We start from the raw sequence: 2,713 nt of genomic DNA, 5'->3' as shown, positions 1-2,713 counted from the left end.
ACTGGAACCACGGCTGGCTCACTCCACCAGTACAGGCGATTCCACCCGGGACCCAATACTCTCTGTCCTGCTGCCTTCACTCGAAGAGGTCAGCACGAAGGAAGCACAGGAGCATCTGGAACATGAGACAGAAGCGTTGAAGCGTCAATTGAGCGAGACCGCTGCCCAGCTTGATGCCTCCAGAAGCACCGACGAGGTTGTCAATGACGTTCTCCGGGCTTCTCTCGCGCGACGCCTGGATCAAGCAACCATCGATGACTGGATGAACAAGGATTTCCCCCGACTCCACTCGTTTTTCCCTGGTTACAGACTCAAGTCCGTACCCGTGTTAGGGAATGAACTCGGGGCTCGTCCGGCATATGATGATCCAGAAGCGGTTGCCCTGAAGGGTGCCTCACTTGACCACCGACAGACCGTCTGCCCGATAACGTCTTCCCGTCGCTGGCTTTCGCCCGAGATCGCTCTCATGATGACGTATTTCCCTGGCAAAGCCTACGTCCAGACCGCAATCAGCAGCTGGGACCCATGTCTGGCATTTCACGTTCAACGAGAGGTATTCATCACGGCACTTTCCCTGTTCGAACTACAGAACATCGCAAACCTCGACGGCATGCTGACACCGCAGAACAGTCTGCTTACGACGCTCCAACTCCTCATCGAGGACGCAGCGGCTGCTCTTGATATCGAGATCCTTCAGAACAGGCTGTCCCATCATGATGCCTGCTCGTTCCTTCAGGAACGCGTCCCGTTGCCTCCTGATCTTGCATCGTCGTTCTCATCGATTGCCACATTCGATTTTGGCGTCTCTCTCGCTCGGTTTATGTTCCGCACTCACTTCCGCGAAATGCGCAGAATCTCCCGGACCAGCAACAAGAAAGTCTCCTGGGCCTCGTTCTACCAAAATATCTTCGAGCAGGGTACGTTCGACCCGGCCCAGCTCAAGAATCCATGAGCGGTGAGTCTCAGCTCACGATGGCCGGCGGCGACCATCCCCTGTTCCTTGCCATCGCCGGCAACATCGGCGTAGGAAAGTCCACCCTGACCCGTCATCTTGCCGACAAGTGGGGGCTCACTTTGCTCCCTGAGCCGGTCAAACAGAACCCTTTCCTCAAACTCTACTACGATGATCCTAAGCGATGGGGAATACAGTCACAGCTCTTCTTCCTCACACAACGAGTGAGACTCTTTAAGGAAGCCGGCATCCTGAATCATGCCAAGATCGTGGACCGCACTCTGTATGAAGATGCAGAAATATTCGCCCGTACAGCGCTCCCGCGCGTCGAATACCAGATCTACCTGCAACTGTACGAGTACCTGCTGGAGAACCTCCCGGTACCTGACCTCGTTGTCTATCTCCGTGCATCCACAAGAACACTCTCACGACGTATACAGTCGCGGGGACGTTCGTTCGAGAAGTCCCTGCCCTCTTCCTACCTTCGAAAACTCAACGAACGTTACGATGGATGGGCAAGCTCGTTTTTGCGCGCCCCCCTGATTGTCATCGATACAGACGATCTTGATCTGTTCAGTCTCTTCGGTGAGTATGAGAGGGTCACCGATCGCATTGCTGAAGCGCTTCTGCAAAAAGGACTGACATGGCAGCACACGACTACGATACCCAGGCATTCCTGAGCATCTTTCCCGAACCTCTGCAGGAGGCACTCGAGGGGCTCGACCGATTCGACGAGCTCGTCGAGGTCGTGCTGGACCTCGGACGTGTCCCTGAAGCTCGGTTCGAATTCGACTTCGTTCCCCTGAGCGAGAGCACGGTCACGAAGGGGGACATCGACTTCATCGTCCAGAAAGTCGGAGAATTCGACCGTGACAACCGGGGCGGAATCGAACAGACACTGCATCGCATTTCCGCCATCCGGAACAGGCACAACGATGTGGTCGGGCTGACGTGCCGGGTCGGGCGTGCCCTATACGGCAAGATCGAAATCATCGAAGACCTCGTCAAGAAAGGCTCGAGCATCCTGATACTGGGCCGACCGGGCATAGGCAAGACAACGCTGTTGCGCGAAGCTTCCCGGTACATGAGCGATACGCTGAATAAACGCGTCATCATCGTGGATACCAGCAATGAGATCGGTGGGGATGGTGACGTCCCCCATCCCGGTGTCGGATCTTCTCGTCGCATGCAGGTACCGCTCAACAAAGAGCAGCACGACATTATGATCGAAGCAGTGGAAAACCACAATCCCGAAGTCATCGTCATAGATGAAATCGGCCGCATCGAAGAGGCGCAAGCATGCCGGACGATCGCTGAGCGCGGCGTCGAACTCATTGGAACGGCACATGGCAACGATCTGGGCAACCTTATCACCAACCCGACCCTCATCGACTTGCTCGGAGGTATCCAGACGGTTACGCTGGGTGATGAAGAAGCACAGCGCCGCGGGACACAGAAGAGCGTTCTCGAACGCAAGTCTGCTCCCACATTTGACGTCCTCGTAGAACTGCGTGAACGCGATGTTCTGGCTGTATATCGTGACCTGGCAGACGTCGTCGACAGAGTTCTGCGCGGCTTCGACGTGCAACCCGAGATACGCAGGAGGACAGCCGGCAAGGAGTTTATGATCGAACCTCCTCATCAGGGAGAGGCTCCCACTTCACAACCTGGCACCGAGCAGCTATGGACGCAGGATTCCAGCGTCAGACTCTACATCCAGGGAGTCAGCCAGAGCTACATCGAGCGAGCTTCTCACAGTCT

At 55.9% G+C, this 2,713-nt stretch carries 3 protein-coding genes; all 3 read left to right on the top strand.

Annotation, left to right across the window (positions count from 1 at the left end):
• The coding region (locus SMC5_RS10565; RefSeq protein WP_165848919.1) for a hypothetical protein at positions 1-952 on the top strand (952 nt) is incomplete at its 5' end.
• Positions 949-1,632: a deoxynucleoside kinase gene (locus SMC5_RS01405; RefSeq protein ID WP_119089810.1), complete on the top strand. Its 684-nt coding sequence runs from the start codon at positions 949-951 to the stop codon at positions 1,630-1,632. The genes SMC5_RS10565 and SMC5_RS01405, both read left to right, overlap by 4 nt.
• A partial coding sequence (locus tag SMC5_RS01400) for an AAA family ATPase (RefSeq protein ID WP_119119292.1) occupies positions 1,596-2,713 on the top strand: 1,118 nt, incomplete at its 3' end. The genes SMC5_RS01405 and SMC5_RS01400, both read left to right, overlap by 37 nt.

The sequence above is a fragment of the Candidatus Cryosericum odellii genome (genome assembly GCF_003570935.1).
In the GTDB taxonomy this organism is placed as follows: Bacteria; Caldisericota; Caldisericia; order Cryosericales; family Cryosericaceae; genus Cryosericum; species Cryosericum odellii.
This window is presented reverse-complemented; position numbering and strand designations above follow the sequence as displayed.

Coding starts and splice junctions, on each gene's coding strand:
- SMC5_RS01405 (WP_119089810.1), top strand. CDS start 949: ATGAGCGGTGAGTCTCAGCTCACGATGGCCGGCGGCGACCATCCCCTG.